Below are 22273 nucleotides of genomic sequence, written 5' to 3' on the forward strand. Positions count from 1 at the left end.
TCGACCCCCGCCTCCATTCCTGCGGATGCCCGTCCCCACAGCACCGCCAAACGTGGAGTCTCCGTTCCAATGATTTTCGAAACCATCGCCAAAACGGGTCACGAAGAAGTCGTGTTCTGCCACAACCAGGACGCCGGCCTGAAGGCCATCATCGCGATCCACAACACGGTGCTGGGCCCCGCGCTCGGCGGCCTGCGCATGTGGCCGTACAAGAGCGAGCAGGACGCGGTGAACGACGTGCTGCGCCTGTCGCGCGGCATGACCTACAAGAACGCCGTGGCCGGCCTGAACCTGGGCGGTGGCAAGGCCGTGATCATCGGCGATCCGAGCAAGGACAAGTCCGAGGCGCTGTTCCGCGCGTTCGGCCGCTTCGTCAACTCGCTCAACGGCCGCTACATCACGGCCGAGGACGTCGGCATCGACGTCAACGACATGGAATACGTTTTCCGTGAAACCGAATACGTCACCGGCGTGCACCAGGTGCACGGCGGCTCGGGCGACCCGTCGCCGTTCACCGCTTTCGGCACCCTGCAGGGCCTGATGGCCGCGCTGCAGTTCAAGCACGGCAACGAAGACGTGGGCAAGTACACCTACGCCGTGCAGGGCTGCGGCCACGTGGGCAGCGAGTTCATCAAGCTGCTGCGCGAACAGGGCGCCAAGGTGTTCGTCACCGACATCAACAAGGACGCCGTGCAGCGCTGCGTGGACGAACTGGGCTGCGAAGCCGTGGGCCTGGACGAGATCTACGACGTCGACGCCGACGTGTACTCGCCCTGCGCGCTGGGCGGCACGCTCAACGAGCAGACCATCGACCGCATCAAGGCCAAGATCATCTGCGGCGCGGCCAACAACCAGCTGGCCACCGACGCCATCGGCGACGAACTGCAGCGCCGCGGCGTGCTGTATGCGCCGGACTATGCGGTGAACGCGGGCGGCGTGATGAACGTGTCGCTGGAAATCGACGGCTACAACCGCGAGCGCGCCATGCGCATGATGCGCACGATCTACTACAACCTGGGCCGCATCTTCGAAATCTCCAAGACCCAGGGCGTGCCGACCTACAAGGCCGCCGACCGCCTGGCCGAGGAGCGCATCGACGCCATCGGCAAGATCAAGCTGCCGAGCATGGGCAACCATGGTCCGCGCTTTGCTGGTCGCATGCGCGGTCAGTGATTGGTGGGGTTGTTGTGTTGATGGGACGCCGGCCTTGTGCCGGCGTTTTCTTTTAGGTGTTCGGGTGGGATTGGAAACAACCACGGCGAAGAGGGGCTTGCCTCGCTACTTCAAAAGTGCCGTCATTCCTGCGAAGGCAGGAATCCAGTGACTTTGCACCCGGTTGTCGCGTGATGGTGATTGCTTCTTCATACGCTTCCGCGACCTGGCCGCCTACGCGGCCGACCCGGTCGCGGAAATGCAAAGACGTACCGACCAGACTCCACGCGACAACCGAACGTAAAGTCACTGGATCCCTGCCTTCGCAGGGATGACGGCTAAAGAATGCAGCGGCGAGGTGAAATTGGGTCTCCTCCTGATCTTTGGCCCAAACGAAAGATGAAGAAAGCACCGGTGCACCACTCGCACCTCGCATGACCTTCCCCAAAATCCCCGCCACACCCCATCCCCAAGCATCAACCAAAACAAAACAACCGCGCCATCGTATGCTGCGCGCATGCTCAACACCCTCACCCACCGCTGGCGCCGCCTCCGCGGCTCCGACCGCTACGCCGAATGCCTGCGCGTGCTGCTCGCACTGGGCGGCGCCGTGGCCTGGTGCTTCGGCACGGGGCGCGTGGAAGAAGTCGTGTCGATCCTGCTTGGCGTCATCGCCTGCGCGCTGGCCGAAACGGAAGATTACTGGCGCAATCGCCTCACGACGCTGCTGTTGACCCTGGCCTGCTTCGCCATCTCCGCCTTCGCGGTGCAATGGCTGTTTCCCTATCCCGTGCTGTTCGCCATCGGGTTGCCGCTGTCGACCTTCGCGCTGGTGATGCTGGGTGCGGCGAGCGAGCGTTACGCCACCGTGGCCGGCGCCACGTTGCTGCTGGCGGTCTACACCATGATCGGCGCCGATCAGGCCAGTAGCGGTGCCTGGTGGTATCAGCCCGCGCTGCTGCTCGGCGGAGCGGCGTGGTACGGCGTGCTGTCGCTGTTGTGGAGCGTGCTGTCGCCGCAGCTGGCGGTGCGGCTGTCGCTGGCGCGGCTGTTCGATGCCCTGGCGGGATACCTGGAAGGCAAGGCGGCGTTGTTCACGCCGGTTCATGGCGTCGATCGCGAGGCGATGCAGTGGTCGCTCGCCATGCAGAACGAGCGCGTGGTCGAGGCGCTCAACGATACACGTTTGGTGCTGGTCGACCGCATCGGCGTGCGGCGGCCGCGCGGCGCGACGGCGGAACGGCTGCAGATGTATTTCCTCGCGCAGGACATCCACGAGCGCATCAGCTCGGCGCACTATCCCTACGATGCCTTGGCCGAATCGCTGTTCCATAGCGACGTGCTGTTCCGCTGCGAGCATCTGTTGCGGCTGGAAGCGGACACCTGCCGCGAACGCGCCAACGCGCTGCGGCTGCGCACTGCACCTGCCGCCAATGCGGGCAGCGAAGCCTCGGTGCAGGATCTGCAAGCCGCGCTGGCAGCCTTGCGTGATCAACCACATCCGCCTGCGGCACATCTGCTGCGCGCGCTGGAGGCGCTGGTCCGCAATCTCACCGCCATCCAGCAACGCTTGGCGGGCGACGCGTCGGACGAACTGCCCCGGAGCAAACCCGAACGCCTGCTGCAGAATCCGGCGCCGCAGACGCTGGGCGAAGCGTGGGAGCGCATCCGCATGCAGCTTACGCCGCGCTCGTTCCGTTTTCGCCATGCGCTGCGCCTTTCGCTTGCGCTGCTGGTGGGCTACGCCGTGCTGCATGCGGTGCATCCCAGGCACGGCTACTGGATCCTGCTGACCACTTTGCTGGTTTGCCAGCCCAGCTATGGCGCCACGCGCCGGCGCCTGGTGCAGCGCGTGGCCGGCACGATGGTCGGCCTCGTGCTCGGGTGGGCCACGCTGCAGCTGGCGCCGTTCGGCACATGGCAGTTGCTGCTGATCGTGCTGTCCGGCGTGGCGTTCTTCGCCGCGCGCCTTCGCCGCTACACCACGGCTACGGCTGCCATCACGCTGTTCGTGGTGCTCTGCTTCAATCAGGTGGGCAGTGGTTATGACGCCATGTGGCCGCGCCTGCTCGACACGCTGATCGGCGCCGCCATCGCGGCGCTGGCCATGCGCTTGATCTTGCCGGACTGGCAGGGGCGCCGTTTCGACGACGTGCTGGCCGACACGGTGCGCAGCGATGCGCGCTATCTCGAGCGGATCATCCAGCAGTACGCCAGTGGACGCCGCGACGATCTCGACTACCGCATCGCCCGGCGCGATGCGCACAACGCGAATGCCGCCCTGAGCGCGGTGCTCGCCAACATGCTGCGCGAACCGGGGCAGCACCAGCGCGGGACGGAAACGCTGCTGCGTTTTCTCGCCGCGGCGCATACGCTGCTGGGACAGCTCTCCGCGCTGGGCGTGAACCGCGTCGCGATGGCTTCGCCTGCGGCGCGCGATGCCGTGGCGAACGCTGGCAAGATCGCCGTCGACGCGCTGGCCCAGTTGGGGGACGCCCTGGCGAACCGCCTTGCCGCCCAGGATGAAACCGACGGCGCGGCATTGCTGCAGCCGCTGGCGACCCACGCGGACGACGAAACGGCGCGGCTGGTGCTGGGCCAGCTGATGCAGATCCTCGTGCAGCGCGACCGGCTCGCCGCGCTCGCCCGTACGCTGAATCCCGGCTGAGACCTTGTTTCCAAGCGGAAAAGCGCGCCGCGCGGCAGCGACGGTTGTGCGTCGCGCAACGGCTTGTCACGGGCGGCGCGTTACCATGAAGGCCTTCTGCAATTCCGGAGTCCGTAGGCATGCGTCCGTTTCCGCTGGGTGAAGAGATCGATCTGCTGCGCGAAAGCGTGCACGCGTTTTCGGAAAAGGAGATCGCGCCCCGCGCTGACCACATCGACCGCGAGAACCTGTTTCCCGCCGACCTGTGGCGCAAGTTCGGCGACATGGGCCTGCTCGGCATCACCATCCCGGAGGAATACGGCGGCAGCGGCATGGGTTTCCTCGCCCACATGGTGGCGATGGAAGAAATCTCCCGCGCGTCCGGCTCGGTCGGTCTTTCCTATGGCGCGCATTCCAATCTGTGCGTGCAGAACATCTTCCACAACGGCAACGAAGCGCAGCGGCGCAAGTACATCCCCAAGCTGTGCTCGGGCGAATACGTGGGCGCGCTGGCGATGAGCGAACCGGGCGCCGGCTCCGACGTGGTCGGCTCGATGAGCTGCAAGGCGGAGAAGAAGGGCGACGTGTGGGTCGCCAATGGCTCCAAGATGTGGATCACCAACGGCCCCGACGCCGACGTGCTGCTGGTGTACATGCGCACCGCGCCGCGTCCCGCCGGCAGCCGCTGCATGACGGCCTTCATCGTCGAAAAGGGCATGAAGGGTTTCAGCACCGCGCAGAAGCTCGACAAGCTCGGCATGCGCGGCTCCAACACCTGCGAACTGGTGTTCGAGGATTGCGAGATTCCCGAGGAAAACATCGTCGGCGAGGTGAACGAAGGCGTGCGCGTGCTGATGAGCGGCCTGGATACCGAACGCCTGGTGCTGTCGGGCGGGCCCATCGGCCTGATGCAGGCGGCGCTCGACATCTCCCTGCCCTACGTGCGCGAGCGCAAGCAGTTCAACGCGCCCATCGGCACGTTCGGGGTGATGCAGGCGAAGATCGCCGACATGTACACCGCGCTGCAGAGTTCGCGTGGCTTTGCGTACATGGTGGCGCAGCAGTTCGACAGCAACGTGAAGTCGCGCATCGACCCCGCGGCCTGCCTGCTCAATGCCTCGCAGAATGCGGTGAAGGTGGCGCTGGAAGCCATCCAGACGCTGGGCGGCAACGGCTACATCAACGAATTCCCGGCGGGCCGCCTGCTTCGCGATGCGAAGCTTTACGAGATTGGCGCAGGCACGAATGAAATCCGCCGCATGTTGATTGGGCGGGAGTTGTTCCACGGGAAGGCGTGACGATTACCTGCGTTGATGTGCGACGCGCGCATCACTCCCTCTCCCCTTCGGGGAGAGGGTTGGGGTGAGGGGTCAACTTGGCCTCACCGTTGGTAAGTACCACCATCCCGACATAGATCAGACAAACGCGGAGCGCGTGGAGCACCCGCACCGCGGGATACGGCCAGGAATGAAATGGTGAGGCCAAGTTGGCCCCTCACCCCGGCCCTCTCCCCAAAGGGGAGAGGGAGAAGGCCAAAAGGCAAACGTCGCGCCCTCAGAAACTCAACCGATAGTTGAGCGTGCCCATCATTCCCTGGCTGTTCTGCCCAACGTACTGATCCATCCCGAACTGCACGCTCGACCGCGCCGACATCGTCCAGTCCAGCGACAATCCCACCTGCCCTTCGTAGCGCGACAAGCCCACGCCGCCGACCGGCGCCCATTGATCCACGCCGGTGAAGCTCGCGTCGAACACATCGCCATGCATGGCGAACGCCTGTTGCCATTGCGCGCGGCCTTGCAGACTCAGGCTGCGGCCATGGGCGAACGACCAGCTGTGGCCCACGCGCACGCCGACGCCGGCCTGCCAGCGCTCCACGTTCTGCGTGCCGGCCTTCAGGCCGAAACCGTAGCCGCCCAGTTCGTTGAAGCCATCGCGCTGGATGTGCGCGTACTGCATGTTGGCGTACGGGGTGAAGTCCAGGCCGCCGAGCGTGGCGTGATAGCCGCTTTCGCCATAGGCCACGGTGTACCGGCCATTGGTGTCGCTGGCCACGCCGGCGAGGTCGCTGCCCAGCTCGATATGGCGGCGCATGTTTTCCCGGTAGGTGCCGTAGCCCAGGCGGCCCATGGTGTACCAGTCGTCGTGCATGACGCCGCCGTAAAGCATGCCTTCGACGGCGTTGCTCGTGCCCTGGTCCGCGTATTCGGCGAGGCGGCCCAGCCCCTGGCTCTGGCTCACGGCGAAACCGAGCACGCCGTTGGCGCCGAGCTTGCGATCCTGGCCGGCCATCCAGCCGCTGAGGTCGTAGCCGACATCGCCGTAGCCGCTGCGGCTCATGCTGCCGTGGTAGCCCAGCGTCTGCGCCCAGCCGCCGGTGGTGCGCGTGTTGGCCAGCCCGTCGAAGTGATCGGACAACGCGCGCGTGCCGGCATCGATGGCTTCGAAGGTCATCGCGGTGCTGGCGGCGTGCAGCTGGCCGGACAGGCTCTCCAGTGAACGCTGCAGCGCGGCCGTCGTCTGGGTCTGCTGCAGGTTGGCCGCGCCTTCGATAAAGCCCGTGGGCACCGGGCCGCCGCCGGTAGTCGCGCCGCCCTGCGCGAGCTGCTCGTTGATCGCGCCGAAGGCGTTGTCCACGCGCTGCGCGGCGCCGAACGACGCCGGCGTGTAGCTCATGCCGGTCACGGCGCTCGCCTGCACCTGGGTGACGTTCAACCACGCGCTGGTGCTGTCGTAGTTGAGCGAGGCGGAGAGCAATACGCCCTGCGCCACGTCGAGCCCGGTGAAGGTGCCGCTCAGGCCGCCTTTCGCGGTAAGCACATTGGTGTGCGCGTTGGCGACGTAGCCCTGCATCGCGCCGATGACGTAGAGGTTGCCGCCGACGAGCACGGCCTTGCCGTCGACGTTGAGCGAACGACCCAGTTCGACGGCAAGCCGCCCGATCTGTCCATCGGTCTGGGAGAAGCCCTGGTAGTAGCTGCCGTTGACGTGCACGTCGCCGCCCGCGACGACCAGGGTGCCGAGGTTCTGCACGTCCGCGCCGAAGCTGTGCGCGCCCGTCATCACGGCATCGACGTTGTCGAGGTAAAGCGCGCCGGCCAGCGACGGCGCCGCCAGCGCGCCATGCACCACGTGCGTGTCGCCCTGGTAGCTCGGTGCCTGCGTGAGCGTGAGCGTGCCGGTGCCGTCCTTGGTCAGGCCGCCGTTGCCGCTGATGGCGTTGCCCCAGGTGGAGTTGGTGTTGAGTGTGACGCTGAAGGTGCCCCAGTCGAAACGGCCCGGGCCCTTGACCGCCTTGCCGACGTCGAGCATGCCGTAGCCGAATACCGGATCGACGCCCGGCGCGCCCAAGTCGTCGGCCGTGCCGAGCAGGGTCTGGCGCACCTGGTCGTTGGTGAAATACGGAAAGGCCTGCCACACCAGCGCGGCGGCGCCGGAAACCTGGGGCGCCGCCAGCGACGTGCCGCCGACGATCCAGTAGGTGGCGTTGTTGGCGGTGTCGTCCTTGCCGCTGACGATCACCTCGCCCGGCGCGGCGAGGCAGTAGTTCATGGCGACGCCGCACTGATTGGAATAGCTCGACAGCTGCGTGGGGTTGTTGCTGTTCACCGCCACCACGGCCAGCCAGCCCTTTTCCAGATCCTGCGCGCCGGGCACGCTGGGCAGGGCCGCCGTGGTGCTGGGGTTGGCCTGCGAGTCGTTGCCCGCCGCGAACACGACCAAGCCGCCCCAGGTGTTGATGTAATTGCTGTAGGCGTCGTGGAAGGCCTTGGTGGTGGCCGTGTCGCTGGTATCCCAGGTAATGCCGCCCCAGGAATTGTTCATGACCTTGGCGCCGGCCTTGATCAGGTCGGCGTTGACGTAACCGAGGAACTGCCCGGTGGACGCCGTGACCTTGGCCGGCGGCGCGCTGCCGTTGTCGTCGCCTGCGTTGTCCGACAGGATGCGCGCCGACACCAGCGACGCGCCGGGCGCCACGCCACCGGCGAACTTGCCGAAGGCGCTGCCAGCTGCGATCTCGGACACCCAGGTGCCGTGGCCGATCACGTCGTCGACGGCAAGGTTGTTGGTGGCGGGGTCGATGTAGGCCAGCTCCTTGGTGACCTTGCCCGCCAGCGCCGGGTGGTTGCGCATGATGCCGGTATCGACCACGCCGATAGTCACGCCCGTACCGGTAAAGCCGGCCTGCTGGGCGGCCTTGGCGTTGGTCAGCGAGAGCTGCGCGTCGACCGGCGGCGTCGGCGGTGGATTGGTCGGCGGAGCCGGCGGCGGTGTCGTCGGTGGCGTGCTGCCACCGCCCTGCCCGGGCGTCGGAGGCTGATACCCCGGCGTGGGTGGCGTGTAAGGCGCGGCCGGCTTGACGTTGCCGTTGCCACCACCACCGCAGGCGCTCAAACCCAGCGCCATGCCCACCAGCACAGACAACTGGCGGAAGCGAAGTCCGCCCAGACCACTATCCATAGTTTCCCCTGCGCCCCTCATGGGGCATCCCATGCTTCCCTAGCGCGGCGGCCCGCGACTGGACTCCGCCAGCACTTCCTTTCGGAATCATCGCACAAGATTGCGGGAAAAATGTCGGCCTGATTCGCGAGGCAAACGCGCCGCGGGCGGGCCGTGACCCCGTCGCTACTGCCGAACGAAGCCTCAGAACGAAAGACGGTAGGCCAGGGTATCCATCTTGCCGTGCTCGTGCTGGGCCACGTACTGGTCCATGCCCAGCGACAGGCTGGAACGCTTGTTGATGCTCCAGTCCAGGTTCACGCCGGCATCGCCGCCATACCGCGACAGGCCGATGCCGCCCACGGGCGCCCACTGGTTGAGTACCGCGAAGCTGGCGTCGAGCACGTCGCCGCGCATGCTGAAGGCCCGCTGCCACAGCAGGTGCGCCTGCAGGCTGAAACGGCCGCCGCCCGACAGCGCCCAGCCGCGTCCCGCGCGCAAACCTGCACCGGCCTGCCAGCGTTCGATGTCCTGGCTTCCCGCCTTCAGCCCGAAGCCGTCGCCGCCGAGTTCGTTGAATCCATCGGTACGGATGTTGGCGTACTGCAGGTTCAAGTACGGGGTGACGTTCACGCCGCCCCACTGCATGCGGTAGCCGCTTTCGCCGTAGGCCACGTCATAGGTTCCGTTGGTGTTGCTGGCGACGCTTTCGACGTCGCTGCCCAGCTCGATGTGGCGGCGCATGTCTTCGCGATACGTGCCCATGCCGAGCCGCCCCATCGCATACCACTGGTTCTGCACGATGCCGCCGTAGAGCGTGCCTTCGACCGCGCGACTGCGTCCCTGGTCGGCGAATTCGTCCAGACGTCCAAGATCTTGGCTCTGGCTCACGGCGAAACCCATCACGCCATTGATGCCGAGGCGGCGATCCTGGCCGACCATCCAGCCGCTCAGGTCGTAGCCCACGTCGCTGTAGCCGCTGTGATTGAGGCTGCCGTAGCTGCCCAGGGTGCGGGTCCAGCCGCCGGTGGCGTACACGTCGCCCAGCTGGTCGAAGCGCTGGGACAAGGCACGCGTGCCGGCGTCCATCGCATCGAAGGTCATCGCGGCACTCGCGGCGAGCAACTGGCCCGACAGCGAACTCAACGACTGCTGCAAGGCAGCGGTCGTCGCCGTCTGCTGCAGGTTGGCCGCACCCTGGATGAAGGAGGTCGGCAACGGACCGCCGGTGACTGTCGTGCCCGAATTCACCTGCGCGTTGATCTGGCTGAAGGCGCCATCGATGCGCTGCGCCGCGCCGAACGACGCCGGCGTGTAGGTCATGCCGGTGACGGCGGACGCCTGCACCTGGCTCACGTTCAACCACGCCTCCGTGGCGTTGTAGTTGAGCGAAGCCGTGAGCAGCACGCCGGTCGCGGCGTTCAGTGCGGAGAACGTACCCGAGAGGCCACCGTTCGCCGTCAGCACGTCCGTATGCGCATTCGCCTGATAACCCTGGTTGATGCCGGTGATGTACAGGTCGCCACCGGACAGCGTGGCGGTGCCGTTCACCCGCAGCGACGACCCCAGCGATACCGCCAGGCGTCCCGCGCCCTGCTGGAGGTAATTGCCGCCCACCGTGACGTTGGAGCTGCCCACGGCGAGCACGCCGGCATTGGTCACCGAGCCACCGACGGATGGTGTTCCACTCAGCACGCCCTGCGCACCGATGCTGACGCTCGACGCCAGCGATGCGGCCACCAGCATGCCGCCCTGCACCTGGGTCAAGCCGGTATAGCTGGACGGCTGCGTGAGGGTGAGCGTGCCGGTGCCCTGCTTGATCAGGCCGCCCGCGCCGGAAATCGGATTGTTCCAGCTCGAGCTGCCGCTGAAGTTCACCGTGACGTCGCCCCAGTTGAACTGCGCGGGGCCATTCACGGCCTTGCCCACGTCCAGCTCGCCGTAGCCGTAGGTGGCGTTCGGCTGCGAGCCGCCGAGCGGATCGGCCGTGCCCAGCAGGGTCTGCCGCACCAGGTCGTTGCTGAAGTACGGATAGGCCTGCCACACCAGGGCCGCCGCACCGGACACCTGCGGCGCCGCCAGCGAAGTGCCTTCGACGATCCAGTACGATTCGTTGCTGGTGCTGGTGTCGCTCTTGCCGCTCACGATCACGTCGCCCGGCGCCGCCAGGCAGTAGTTCATCGCGATGCCGCACTTGTTGGAATAGCTGTCCAACTGCGTCGGGTTGTTGCTGTTGATCGCCACCACCGTCAGCCAGCCCTTCTGCAGATCGGGCGCCAGGCTCGGCAGGGCCGCGATCGTGCTCGGGTTGGCCTGCGAATCGTTACCCGCGGCGAACACCACCAGGCCGCCCCAGCTGTTGATGAAGGGGCTGTAGGCGTTGTCGAAGGCCTGCGTGGTCGCGGTGTCGGTCGCGCTCCAGCTGATGCCACCCCAGGAGTTGTTCATCACCTTCACGCCGTTGGCGATCAGGTCCGCATTGACCTGCTCGAGCGGCACGGCGTCGGAGCCCGTCACCGGCGATGCTGGCGTGGTGCCGTTATCGTCCGGCGCGTTGTCGTCGATGATGCGCGCCGACACGATGCTCGCGCCCGTGGCGATGCCGCCGGCGAACTGTCCGAACGGCTTGCCCGCCGCGATCTCCGCCACATAGGTGCCGTGGCCATTGACGTCATCGATCTTCAGGTTATTGGTGCTGGGATCGACGTAGGTCAGTTCCCTGATCACGCGCCCGGCCAGCGCGGGATGCGTGGACATCACGCCGGTGTCGACGACGCCGATGGTGACGCCCGCGCCGGTGTAGCCGGCGTTGTGCGCGGCATAGGTGTTGGTCAGGCCCAGCTGCGCATCGATGGGCGGCTGCGGCACCGAGGATGACGGCGGCGGGGCCGGCGGTGGCGCCGGCGGCGGTGTCGAAGCGGTGGGCCGGGTGTTGCCACCGCCGCCACCACCGCACGCGGCCAGCCCCAGCGCCAGCCACACCAGCACCGCTCCCCGGCGGTAGCGCAACCCGTGCATCACCGTAGTCATAAAGGCCCCCGCCCCGTGTGTACCCCATGAAGGCCGATGAACCGGCCCCTTAAAAACGTGCCCAGCGACACCATATTTGCACAACGAAATCGCAACTAAATACCGCGAGAATCCCGTAGCCATCGCAAATGCGGCCGGTTTGCCCCGGTCAACGACGGGCTGCGATAATCGACAGACTCAACCGGGGCATTGCCCCATCAAGTACTTGCGGAGATCTCCATGTCGGACGTCAGCGTTGTCATCGCCGGTGCCAAGCGCACTGCCATTGGCTCCTTCCTCGGCCAGTTCACCGGCGTACCCACCCCCACGCTGGGTGCCACCGCCATTCGCGCCGCCCTGGAGCAGTCCGGCCTGGCTCCCGCCGATGTCAGCGAAGTCATCATGGGTTGCGTGCTGCCGGCCAACCTCGGCCAGGCCCCCGCCCGCCAGGCCTCGCTCGGCGCCGGCCTGCCGCCCGCCGCCGGCTGCACCACCGTCAACAAGGTGTGCGGTTCGGGCATGAAGGCCATCATGCTGGGCCATGACCTGATCAAGGCCGGCTCGGCCGCGGTGGTGGTGGCAGGCGGCATGGAGTCGATGACCAACGCGCCGCACATGGTCAATGCGCGCACGGGAATCCGCTACGGCGACGGCACGCTGGTCGACCACATGGCGTGGGACGGCCTGACCAACCCGTACGACGGCAAGGCCATGGGCGTGTTCGGCGAGCAGTGCGCCGACAAGTACCACTTCACCCGCGAGGAGCAGGACAAGTTCTCCACCGAATCGGTCGAGCGCGCCAAGGCCGCGCAGGCATCCGGCGCCTTCGCCGACGAAATCGTTCCCGTCACCGTGGCCAGCCGCAAGGGCGAGGTCAAGGTGGATACCGACGAGCAGCCGGGCCGCTCGGACGTCAGCAAGATCCCGACGCTGAAGCCGGCCTTCCGCAAGGAGAACGGCACCATCACCGCCGCCAGCTCCTCCAGCATTTCCGACGGCGCCGCCGCCGTGGTGCTGCTGTCGGCGGACGACGCCAAGGCCCGTGGCCTTAAGCCCCTCGCCCGCATCGTTGCCCACGCCACCCATTCGCAGGAACCGGAATGGTTCACCACCGCACCTGTGGGCGCCCTGCACAAGGTGCTGGAAAAGGCCGGCTGGAAGACCAGCGACGTGGACCTGTTCGAGGTCAACGAAGCCTTCGCCGTGGTCGCCATGGCCGCCATGCGCGAGCTGGACATCCCGCGCGACAAGATCAACGTCAACGGCGGCGCCTGCGCCCTGGGCCATCCCATCGGCGCCAGCGGTGCCCGCCTGGTGGTCACGCTGCTCAACGCACTGAAGACCCGTGGCCTCAAGCGCGGCGTGGCGTCGCTGTGCATCGGCGGCGGCGAAGCCACTGCCGTCGCGGTGGAACTGCTGTAAGGTGGCACGACCGGCGGCCGGCCATCCGGCCGCCGATGAAAGCGGGGTTAACCCGTTTTCGCCGCTTTACATAAATAGGTGGCGCAATTTCCGCGAAAGCGCTATTAATACGCCCGCCAAACGGCATTCCACGGCAAAGGAGATTCAACATGAAGTTCACGCGTACCCTTCTCGCCTCTGCGCTCGTCGCGCTGCTGGCGGCTTGCAGCAACGGCGCGCAGGATTCCGCGCAGGACGCTCAGAAGTCGGCTGACCAGACTCAGCAGGCTGCTGATCAGGCCCAGAAGGCTGCTGCTGCTCCGGCAGAGCAGGCTCCGGCCGCTGCCCCGGCCTCGACCGCTGCCGCTCCGGCCGAACAGCCGGCGCCGACCCCGGCTTCGACCGCTGCTGCTCCGGCTGCTGCCTCGACCGCTGGTCACTAAGTACACTCGTGTACTTCAAGAAACCGGCCGCCATTGGCGGCCGGTTTTTTTGTGCCTATGAAAAAGCCGGGGCCGCCATCGGTGGCTGGTTTTTTTGTACCTATGAAAAACCGAGGCCGCCATTGGCGGCTTTTTTTGTACCTATGAAAAGCCGACGGCCATTGAGGCCGTTTTTTTTTGCCGTTTGAAAAGCCAGCGCCCACCATTTTTTCGCGTCTAGGCCAAGCCCGCCCCATCGCCATGCTGCGACGCCGATTTAGCCCTGCGGCAGGGGCCGCTATCATCCGGGGCTCCCCACGAACGGCAGCCGTAGCCCATGAGTGTCATCGCGTCGCAGATCGATCCCCGTTCCCCGGACTTCCAGGCCAGCAGCGCCCAGCTGAAGGGGCTGGTGGATGATCTGCACGGCGAACTGTCGCGCGCCGCGGAAGGCGGCGGCGCGAAGGCCCGCGAGAAGCACACGGCACGCGGCAAGCTGCTGCCGCGCGAGCGCATCCGCGCCCTGCTCGATCCGGGCTCGCCGTTCCTGGAGCTGTCGCCGCTGGCCGCGCACGGCATGTACGACGACGCCGCGCCCGCCGCCGGCATCATCACCGGCATCGGCCGCGTCAACGGCATCGAGGTGGTGGTGGTCGCCAACGACGCCACGGTCAAGGGCGGCACCTACTTCCCGATGACGGTGAAGAAGCATCTCCGTGCGCAGGAGGTGGCGCTGGAGAACCGCCTGCCCTGCATCTACCTGGTCGATTCCGGCGGCGCCTTCCTGCCGCTGCAGGACGAGGTGTTCCCGGACAAGGAGCATTTCGGCCGCATTTTCTACAACCAGGCGCGCATGTCGGGCCTGGGCATTCCGCAGATCGCGGTGGTGATGGGCTCGTGCACGGCCGGCGGCGCGTATGTGCCTGCGATGAGCGACGAGACCATCATCGTGCGCGAGCAGGGCACCATCTTCCTGGGCGGGCCGCCGCTGGTGAAGGCCGCCACCGGCGAGGTGGTCGACGCCGAAGCGCTGGGCGGCGCGGACGTCCATACGTCCGTGTCGGGCGTGGCGGACCACTACGCCGAGAACGACGCCCATGCGCTCTCCATCGCCCGCGACATCGTGGCCAGCCTCAATCGCAAGAAGGCCATGCCGCTGGCACTGCGTGCGCCGGCGGAGCCGCTGTACGCCGCCGAGGAACTGTACGGCATCATCCCGCAGGACAGCCGCCGCCCGTTCGACATCCGCGAGGTGATCGCGCGCATCGTCGACGGCTCGGAGTTCCACGAATTCAAGGCACGCTATGGCAAGACCCTGGTCTGCGGCTTCGCGCATATCCACGGCTACCCGGTGGGCATCATCGCCAACAACGGCATCCTGTTCTCCGAGTCGGCGCTCAAGGGCGCGCACTTCATCGAGCTGTGCAACCAGCGCAACGTGCCGCTGGTGTTCCTGCAGAACATCACCGGTTTCATGGTCGGCAAGAAGTACGAGAACGCCGGCATCGCGAAGGACGGCGCCAAGATGGTGACGGCCGTGGCCTGCTCGCACGTGCCCAAGTTCACCGTGGTGATCGGCGGCAGCTTCGGCGCGGGCAATTACGCCATGTGCGGACGCGCCTACGGCGCGCGCTTCCTGTGGATGTGGCCCAACTCGCGCATCAGCGTGATGGGCGGCGAACAGGCCGCTTCCGTGCTGGCCACGGTGCGCCGCGATGGCATCGAGGCGGGCGGAAAATCCTGGAGCGCAGAAGAGGAAGAGGCCTTCAAGGCGCCGATCCGCGAGCAGTACGAGCGCCAGGGCCATCCCTATTACGCCAGCGCGCGCTTGTGGGACGATGGCATCATCGACCCGGCCGACACACGCCGCGTACTGGGGCTGGCGATCTCCGCCTCGCTCAACGCGCCGATCGAGCCGCAGCGCTACGGCGTGTTCCGCATGTAGCACGGGCGAATGGTGGCGCGTCGCCTAGCCTAGCGTCGTGGCGGTGCCGATGGGCGCGCCTTCCGTGCGATGCATGTCCAGCACGATGATCTCGTTGTGGCCCTTGCGCAGCCACGTGGCCGGGCAATACAGGCGATGCTGGGGACCGATGCGCCAGTAGCGCCCCAGCAGTTGCCCGTTGACCCACACGTAGCCCTTGTCCCACGCGCGCATGTCCAGATAGCAGTCGCCGGTTGCTTCCAGCGCGAAGCCGGCGCGGAAGAACAGCCCCGCCCGCGTCGGCGCGCCGCTGAGCGGCTTGAGGCCCTCCAGCCAGGCCGTTTCCAGCGGCAGGCTGTAGGCGTCCCATCCGCCCAGCGTTTGGCCGTCCAGACGGATGGCGCCGAGGATGCCCTTGCGGTCGACCATCGCCTGGCCGTAGCCGATGTGCCCGAAGCTGTCGACCAGGATGTCGAGCGTGGCCTCATCCGATTCCGGCAGCGATAGTGGCCCCAGCGGTTGCAGCCCTGGCTTTTGCACGCGCGACAGATAACCGACGTAGCGACCACCATGGAACACCGTGGCGTAATCACGCACGTCGCCAACGTCGAGGCTGCCACTGCCGGTAGCCGCACGGCGATAGAGCACCATGCCGTGATCCTGCGCGAACAGCAGCTCATTGGCCTGCGGCCGCTCGACACGCTTGGGCGCCGGCAGGTTGTCCCACAGCGATGCCCAGGGTTCTGCCTGCAATGCCGGCAGAGAAATCACCGGCGGCGCCGGCGGCGGCTCAGGCAAGGTGGCATGCAGGTGCGCCGCGATCATGTCGCGGAAGCGGTGATATTCGGCGGTGGCGCCGCCCTGCTCGTTGATCGGTGCGCCGTAGTCGTAACTGGTGATCACCGGCTCGAACTGGCTGTAGTCGCCGTTGGCATTGGCGCCCGCGCCAAAACCGAAGTTGGTGCCGCCGTGGACCACGTAGAGATTGAACGAGCGCCCTTGCGCCAGCAGCGTGCGCAGCGTATCGGCGAACTCGCCGCGCTGGAACGCCGCGTCGCCCCAGTGCGTCAGCCAACCGGGATAACCCTCGCCCATCCATACCGGCGCTTCGCCGGCAATAAGTTGCGCTGCATTGAAGTCGGTATCGCCATCGAGACCAAGCGCCGCGCCCGGCAGATAGGTCTTTTCCTTCCGTATCTGCCCGAGGCCGTCGGAAATCGAAAAGGGGCCGTCGATGCCGCGCTCCTGCCACATCGCGCGAAGCTGCTCCAGATAGCCCAGGTCGCTGCCGAACGAGGCGTACTCATTCTCGACCTGCACCATCAGGATGGGACCGCCGCGCGAGGCCATCAGCGGAGCGATGCGCGGCGCGATGGCGTCGAGATAGCGGCTCACCGCCTGAATGTAGCGCGCATCGTGGCGGTCGCGCACGCGGATGTCCGGCGTGCGCAGCAGATACGGCGGCAGGCCGCCGAAATCCCACTCGCCGCAGATGTAGGGGCCCGGCCGCAGATACACCCACATGCCGTTCTGCGCGCAGCACTCGATGAAGCGCACGAAGTCGCGGTTGCCGCTGTGGAAATCGAACACGCCCGGCTGCGGTTCCAGCGCGTTCCACATCAGGTAGATCGCGATGGTATTCAGGCCCATCGCCTTGGCCATGCGGATGCGATGTTCCCAGTGTTCGGCCGGAATACGGATGGGGTGCATCTCGCCGCTGCGGATCTGGAACGGTTGGCCGTCCAGAAGAAAATGTTGGCGCGACAGCGCGAACCGGTGCGGACGTCCATCCGGCTTGGGCTCGACGGCCGGCGTCGTGGGGACCGCTGCCGCGGACGCCTGCGATCCCCACGCAAGCAACGGCGTCAGTGCGGTGAGGCGAAGGAAATCCCGACGCTGCATGCGTCACTCCGATAGCGGCGATCTTGCCATCCTGCCATGCCTCCCGGCGGAGGCAAGGCAGGATACGGCGATCATTGCGGCGTCAGCTCCAGCGTGAGCACCTGGAACGGCGCCAGCGTCACGGTCGAGGGCTGATCCGCATCCAGCGGCATGGCGGGCTTGCCCGCATCCTCCGCCCACGGGCTTTTCGCTACGAAACGGCGGACGGCGCCGGGCGGAAGTTCCAGCTGGCGCGACAGGTCGATCACCGCCAGCTGCGGCTTCGCGTCGGGATTGCGCAACGTGATGATGGCCTTCTTCGGCGTCCAGGAGGCCCAACCGTAGACATCCAGACGGCCGGGATCGCCACCGATCCAGTGCGTGTCCCGCAGCACGTCCGCATTGCCGCGGGACCAGCGCGCCGCTTCGGCCAGCACGTCCCAGTCCTGCGTGGTGAGCAGGTCGGGCGTGATGTACATCTCCTGCAGTTGCGTGCCCGTACCGAAGTACGAGCGCACTTCGTTGGCGAAATCGTGGCCGGGGTCGGCGTTGAGGCGGCGGTTCTCCTTCGCGTAGATGATGCCGTGGAGCATCAGCGAGTTGAGCGGATACAGCGGGCCCTTCTCCACGATGTTGTGGTAGGTCTCGCGGTCGCGGTAGGTGATCCAGCGTTCGCGTTTCGTGCCCACGCCGGCCAGGTCGTCGTCTTCACCGTCGCGCCAGATGGAATCGGCGTAGCGCAGCCAGAACGGCGAGGCCATGGTGCCGGTGGTGAGGTTGATATAGAGATCCGGCTTGGCCACGCGCAGGTCGTCGATCAGCTGGATCGCCGCGTCGAAATCGCTGCTGAAGCGGCTGCCCGGAAACACCTTGTCCGCATTGCCGGTGCCATCGAACTTGAACTGGTTGATGCCGTCGTTCTTCACCAGATCCATCACGGCGTCGTGGAAGCGCTGGTAATACTTGGGCCCGGAAAGCGCCAGGCCGCCGTCGATGATCTCGTAGCCGGCAGCTTGCCCGTTCTTCACGCGCTCCTCCTTGGGCTTGCCGTAGCCGCCCCACGGTGACAGCCACATGCCGGGCGCCGCGCCGTACTTGGCCGCGGCGTCGCGCAGCGGCAGGAAGCCGTGCGGAAAGTCCTTGCTGAAATGCCAGCTGCCGCTGCGGTCGTCCCAGCCGTCATCGAACAGATAGGAATCGAGCGTGACGCCGCGCTTGACCTTCAGCTCCTCGCCGAAGGTGTGGATGCGGTCCAGCGCCTGCGCCTCGGTGTACGGCGTGAAGTAACCGATGTCGTACCACGAGTTGTAATGCAGGAAGGTGCGGTAGGGGTGCGCACGCTCACGTTCCACATAGGCGAGGAAATCGCGGCGCAATTGATTGTCGTGGGTGATGCCGGCCACGGCCGAGTACGTGATCGACTGCCCCTTGGGCAGCGGCAGGCCGCGGTCGATCCAGAGCTTGACCTGCTTGCGGTAGGTTTCACTGGACGACAGCGGATGTTCGAAACCGAAGTAGTCATGCCCCGCCACCACTGGCGAACCCGGCACCGTGCCCACCACCTGCGCGTCGGTGACTTGCGTGCGCAGCAGGCTCACCTTGCTGATGTTCTCGTCCTGCTTGAGTGCGGTGATCGTCACTACGGCGCGCAGATAATCGGAGCCCTCGCGCTGCACCCACTGCCAGTCGATGCGGAAGCGGCCGTCCGCATCGCCGAAGCTGGCCGCCACGGCCTCGCCCGGCACGCGCTCGGCCAGGCGCGAGGCCTTGGGATTGGCCTTCAGGTGGACGGCCTTGGGCGATGAAAGCAGCTTGAGCTGCCCCATGCCCAGCTGGGTGCCGTCCGCCATGCTCAGTTCCACCGGCGCGCTCACCGGCATGTCCTGGTGGTTGGGCAAGTCTTCCAGCACCAGGTTGGATAACGTGCCGTCGCTGATCTTCCAGCGGGCGACGATGCTGTCGTTGCCGAACTGGTAGCCGTCGCCCTGCTTCGAAAAGACTGCGTCATGCCCGCCCGCCAGCGCGCTCGATGCGCTGGCCACGAACATGCACGCCAGCCACGCCTGCCCTGCCTTCTTCGTCCGCCGCCGCATGCGGCGTTCCACTGCTGCTGTCATCTTGATACCTCGGATTCATGCCGGACGAGGATGCCTCATCCAGCCACAAGGCCGCGGCAAGCACCGCGGCCCGCGCTTGGGTCAGGTCCGCTCAAAACTTCTGCTGGTAACGGATATACACGAAACGGCCGATGTCATAGGAGGCGTTGTAGTCGTTGTAGCTGTCCGTGCCGGCATTGAAGCCGCCGCCATAGATGTACGGACCCACCTTGTTGAACACGTTGTTGACGCCCAGCGAGAAGGTGCCCTTCCACGGGGCGTTCCAGTGCACCTGCACGTCGTTGAAGGTGACCGACGGAAACTGCGTGAGCGGCGTGACGCCGATGCCCGGCGCGTAGTAGTTCGGCAGGCTGCATTCGAACACCGTGGTGGTGGTCGGCGGCGGATAGGCGCAATAGCCCTTGATCGGCGAGAAGTAGCGCAACGTCCAGTTGGCGCCGAAGTCGTGCCAGTCCCATGCCAGGGTGAAGTTGCCGCGCAGTCGCCATACCGCGCCGTCCAGGTTGCCGTACGCGGTGCCCGCGGTGTACTGCACTGGCGCGCCCACCGTCGGCTGCACGTTGTTGGTCGCGATATACGTGCCCTGCACGCCGAGCTTGAACTTGCCGAAGCTGAATTCGGGCAAGGCGTAGTTGAAGCCGAAATCCCAGCCGCGCTCCTTCAACCAGCCGGCGTTCACTTCCAGGTTCATCAGGTTGATGATCTGGCCGGCCAGCGGACCATTGCCGCCCTGGCGCTGGAATTGCGAACAGGCCGAGGTGATGCCGAACTGGTAGCAGTCGGCCAGCACCTGGTTGTTGCTGATGCCGGTGATGAGGTTGCGGATGTTGTAGCTCCACCAGTCCACCGTAGCGTTGAAACCCGGCAGCCACGAGGGGCTGTAGACGATGCCGATGTCGCCGTTGTAACCCGTTTCCGGCTTGAGGTTGGGGTTGCCGCCGTTGTAGCTGTTGGTGACGCCCGCGGCGCCGGGGCCGGTGACCGGCGTACCGGTGGCGTCGGTCTGGCGGAAGTTGGCCGGCACGCCCGCGATGCCGCCGAAGCCGGAGGCGCAACGCGCCGCCACCACGGGGCTGTTGCCGTACTCGCTCGGTCCGTACACGGCATCGCACGGGTCGGTGAAGCCGCCGGCGAGGTACAGGCCCTGGTACAGGTCGTTGATGGTCGGCGCGCGGAAGTTAGTGCTGTAGCTGGCGCGCACCATCAGATCGTCGATGGGCTTCCACGCCAGCTTGAACGAGCTGTTCCGCGTGCTGCCGAAGTTGCTGTATTTGGACCAGCGCGTGGCGAGATCCAGCGACAGGCTCTGCGCGCCGGGCAGGTCCTTGAGCAGCGGCACGTAGGCTTCGACATAGCCCTCGTTGAGGCTGAAGCGGCCGGAGTTGGGCTGCACCGAGTAGTCGCTGGAGTAGCCCGCCGTGGCGAACGGATCGGTCGCGTCGAAGCCCGATTCGCTGCGGTGCTGCACGCCCGCCGCCACGGTGAGGTTGCCCGCCGGCAGCGTCAGCACGTCGCCGCTGATGTCGGCCACGGCGGCCTTTTCGTCATAACCCGCGCGCTCGACATTGTTGATCGCAATGTAGTTGAGCATCTGCGGAGTGATCGTGCCCAGCGGATTGAGCGGAACGCAGCCGGCGATGACGTTGCCCGGCGTGCCGCAATGGACCACGCCGTCGCTGCCCATGAACGACGGACCCAGCGCCTGCGTCGCGGCGATCAGGTTGTACTGGCCGGGGCGGATGTCCACGTCGCGGATCTTGCTGTCGTAGTAGTAGGCGTCCCAGGTGAACTGATGCTCGGCGATGCTGAAGTCGCCGTCGAAGCCGACGCTGTAGCGGTAGTTCTTCGACGTGTTGTCGTTGGAATACAGCTTGTTCGGGAACAGCCGCTCGAACGACACGTCCTGCGGCGTCTGCCCGGGCGCGTTGTACGGGTTGTAATAGCTCTGCGAGGAAAGCAGCAGCGGAAACTGCGGCAGGTCCGGCGGGTTGCTCGACTGCCCGGTGTAGAGATAGCTCGGGCCACCGGCGCCGCCATTCCAGCTCTGGTTGTAGCCCAGGTCGACGTGCGCGGTGATGTGGTCGGTGAGCTTGAAGTGATCGGACAGGTATAGGTTCTTCGTGCGGTTCGGGCTGAGCGTGGTGCTGAGGCCGCTGTAGTTGTATTTCCACGAACCCGCATTGGCCAGGCTAGTGATGTTGCCGTTGGGCGCATAGACGCGCGGCGTACGGTACGACCAGTCGGCGATGTTCGACGGGTTGCCGCCGGGGTTCAGGGTCAGCACGTGGCTGCCGGTCGCTGGGTCGGCATTGGGTGCATTGAGGATCAGGCCGCTGTCGGGCGGCAGCGAACTGAGCCCGAAGTACGGGTAGTGATTGGTCTGCGGATACGCCGACCACGGACGGTCGCTGCCCCACACCGAGCCCTGGTACTGGTCCGACGCGCTGACGATGATCGAATTGCGCTCGCCGCTATGCCCGGCGGTGACGCTGAACTGCGCCTGCGCACCATCGTTGTGCGGCATGTACTGGCCCAGGTAGCTGTCGATCTGCACGCCATTGAAGTTCTTGAGCGTGACGATGTTGATCACGCCGGCGATGGCATCGGAACCGTAGATCGCGGAAGCGCCGCTGCCGAGGATGTCGATGTGGTCGACGATGGCGGCGGGAATCACGCTGATGTCGGTATAGCCGCCGTGCACCGCGCCGATGCGCTGGCCGTCGACCAGCACCAGCGTGCGTTGCGCGCCCAGGCCGCGCAGATCGATGAAGGTGCCGCCCTGGTTCACGCCCAGCGAGCCGGCGTCGGCGCGGCTGAGGTCAGGCGTGGCCGCCGCAGGGATGTTCTGCAGCAACTGGCCGACCGTGGCGAAGCCCTGGCGCTGGATGTCGTCGCGCGTGATGGTGATGGTCGGCAGCGCCGTTTCCAGGTCCACGCCGCGGATATTGGTGCCGGTGACGTTCACCGCCTGCATCTGCTTGGCGTTCTTCTCCGAAGGCGCCGGGCTGGCCGGCTGGCCGGCATCCTGCGTGACCGGCGGCGTGGATGATGGCGATGTCTGTGACGATGCCTGCGCCAGCGCGGACCCCGCGAATGCCATGGCGCCCGCGACGCCGGCCACGCGCATCGCCATCGCCAGCGCATTGATGGCCGGCATGCCGCACGGGCGGCAACCGTTTCCGGAACGACCTCTCTTGTGCTGCTTCACGTTCTCTCTCCCCGCGTTCGAAACCGACGCACTGCGTGAACCGCTCGAACTCCCCGTCCGCACAGTCGCCAA

11 protein-coding genes are annotated in these 22273 nt (G+C 66.3%); 6 read left to right on the forward strand and 5 right to left on the reverse strand.

Translation table 11 applies throughout. The features are described 5' to 3' along the window. The first annotated feature begins 69 nt into the window (after positions 1–69). From BDW41_RS15480 to BDW41_RS15490, 3 genes are all read left to right on the forward strand, one after another. Positions 70–1173 carry a Glu/Leu/Phe/Val dehydrogenase dimerization domain-containing protein gene (locus tag BDW41_RS15480; protein WP_074549899.1) on the forward strand — a complete coding sequence of 368 codons (1104 nt, stop codon included), beginning with the start codon at positions 70–72 and terminating at the stop codon, positions 1171–1173. 496 nt (positions 1174–1669) lie between these two features. Continuing rightward, complete coding sequence (gene yccS, locus BDW41_RS15485) at positions 1670–3820, forward strand: YccS family putative transporter (RefSeq protein ID WP_074549901.1); 2151 nt, start codon at positions 1670–1672, stop codon at positions 3818–3820. Positions 3821–3939: 119 nt separating this feature from the next. Beyond that, positions 3940–5097: an isovaleryl-CoA dehydrogenase gene (locus BDW41_RS15490; RefSeq protein WP_074549903.1), complete on the forward strand. Its 1158-nt coding sequence runs from the start codon at positions 3940–3942 to the stop codon at positions 5095–5097. A 256-nt stretch (positions 5098–5353) separates the two neighbouring features. Here BDW41_RS15490 and BDW41_RS15495 read toward each other — a convergent pair whose 3' ends face one another. Next, on the reverse strand, positions 5354–8260 hold the full coding sequence (locus tag BDW41_RS15495) for a S8 family serine peptidase (RefSeq protein WP_074549905.1): 2907 nt from the start codon (positions 8258–8260) through the stop codon (positions 5354–5356). Positions 8261–8443: 183 nt separating this feature from the next. Beyond that, the gene (locus BDW41_RS15500) at positions 8444–11269 is read right to left on the reverse strand and encodes an autotransporter serine protease (protein ID WP_074549907.1); all 2826 of its coding nucleotides are present in this window, start codon (positions 11267–11269) and stop codon (positions 8444–8446) included. A gap of 219 nt (positions 11270–11488) precedes the next feature. Between BDW41_RS15500 and BDW41_RS15505 the strand changes: the two genes are divergently transcribed. From BDW41_RS15505 to BDW41_RS15515, 3 genes are all read left to right on the forward strand, one after another. After that, on the forward strand, positions 11489–12670 hold the full coding sequence (locus tag BDW41_RS15505; RefSeq protein WP_074549909.1) for an acetyl-CoA C-acyltransferase: 1182 nt from the start codon (positions 11489–11491) through the stop codon (positions 12668–12670). A gap of 149 nt (positions 12671–12819) precedes the next feature. Then, positions 12820–13092, forward strand: a complete 273-nt coding sequence (locus BDW41_RS15510) for a hypothetical protein (protein WP_074549911.1) — start codon at positions 12820–12822, stop codon at positions 13090–13092. A 316-nt stretch (positions 13093–13408) separates the two neighbouring features. Beyond that, complete coding sequence (locus BDW41_RS15515) at positions 13409–15016, forward strand: carboxyl transferase domain-containing protein (RefSeq protein WP_074549913.1); 1608 nt, start codon at positions 13409–13411, stop codon at positions 15014–15016. A gap of 24 nt (positions 15017–15040) precedes the next feature. On the opposite strand, the gene BDW41_RS15520 is transcribed toward BDW41_RS15515, so the two are convergent. The 3 genes from BDW41_RS15520 to BDW41_RS15530 all read right to left on the reverse strand — a co-directional run bounded on the left by BDW41_RS15520 (position 15041) and on the right by BDW41_RS15530 (position 22201). Beyond that, the gene (locus tag BDW41_RS15520) at positions 15041–16897 is read right to left on the reverse strand and encodes a beta-galactosidase (protein ID WP_074549915.1); all 1857 of its coding nucleotides are present in this window, start codon (positions 16895–16897) and stop codon (positions 15041–15043) included. 71 nt (positions 16898–16968) lie between these two features. Beyond that, the gene (locus BDW41_RS15525) at positions 16969–18969 is read right to left on the reverse strand and encodes an enterotoxin (RefSeq protein ID WP_233496895.1); all 2001 of its coding nucleotides are present in this window, start codon (positions 18967–18969) and stop codon (positions 16969–16971) included. Between the two features lie 115 nt (positions 18970–19084). Further along, complete coding sequence (locus tag BDW41_RS15530) at positions 19085–22201, reverse strand: TonB-dependent receptor (RefSeq protein WP_233496896.1); 3117 nt, start codon at positions 22199–22201, stop codon at positions 19085–19087. Between the last annotated feature and the right edge of the window lie 72 nt (positions 22202–22273).

Source organism: Dyella sp. AtDHG13 (genome assembly GCF_003201105.1).
Lineage (GTDB): Bacteria > Pseudomonadota > Gammaproteobacteria > Xanthomonadales > Rhodanobacteraceae > Dyella > Dyella jiangningensis_B.